The organism is Pseudomonas floridensis (genome assembly GCF_002087235.1).
GTDB lineage: Bacteria > Pseudomonadota > Gammaproteobacteria > Pseudomonadales > Pseudomonadaceae > Aquipseudomonas > Aquipseudomonas floridensis.
Genome location: NZ_MUIO01000063.1, coordinates 1 through 886, shown reverse-complemented (window position 1 = coordinate 886; position 886 = coordinate 1). Strand labels below are relative to the sequence as shown.

1 protein-coding gene is annotated in these 886 nt (G+C 59.9%); it reads right to left on the bottom strand.

Annotated features, from left to right (window positions below):
* On the bottom strand, nucleotides 1-886 hold an 886-nt coding region (locus tag BZK31_RS15850), incomplete at both ends, for a catalase family protein (protein ID WP_083183906.1).

Sequence of the window (886 nt, the reverse complement as noted above, 5' to 3'; positions counted from 1 at the left end):
GCCCTGAACCCTGATGACATTTCATAAGCAGGCTTGCGCACGCGCATCACCCCTCCCAACGGACGATGGGCGGCCAGTCCACGCCAAGGGCTGAACGCCATTGCTTCATCAATGTCTTGAACATGCTCACCGCTCCATGAAGGCTGCGGGTCGACCTCGATACGCGCAACGGCAACGTAAGGGCTCAGTTCTTCAGGCCATTGCACAGAGGCAACCTCGATCGGCATCTTTTCAAGGTCAGTAGCCAGTTGCACACGCACCTCCCAGGTACCGCCATGCTGGGCGAAATAGGCGCTGACCGCTTCCCGCAGGCCATCGGGGTTGCCGCCAAAATCCACGTACTGATCGGTCAGCGCCGTCAATTCCGGCGAGACCGGTACCACGGCCAGCTTCGCGTAATAAGGACCGTAGAGCATCGGTACGACGCTGGAAAAGCTTTCTCCGAGGATATGCGTCTGCGGGTGTCCGCCCAGGCTCTTGAGGGTGCCGCTCTCGCCGCCCATCGACTCGATGGTCGACTCCACACCGCGCAGCAATGCCGAGAATGCCTTTTTAAGACCTGGCGCTTTATCGGTGGTTTTTGCCAACAGTTTAAACGTGCGCAGAAACGCCTTTGGCGTCGCGGCAGTGAACGCCTTGGCGTTCTGCATCACGAAGTCCTGAGTCACCTGCCCTTCACTGCCTGGCAGCCGGGCCCCTTCCACACCGACGATTTTGATCGCCAGGCCTCGCGGGGTGGAAACCTTGTCATCGAGAATATCGCCGGGGTTGGTCGAAAAGCGCATGGCAACCGGCAGCGCCATCGGCTTTGCAAAAGCGCCCTGAGCCAATTCCACCGGCAAACCGTCATAGACCGTGATGCGCCCACGCAGCAGCCCATGCGCCA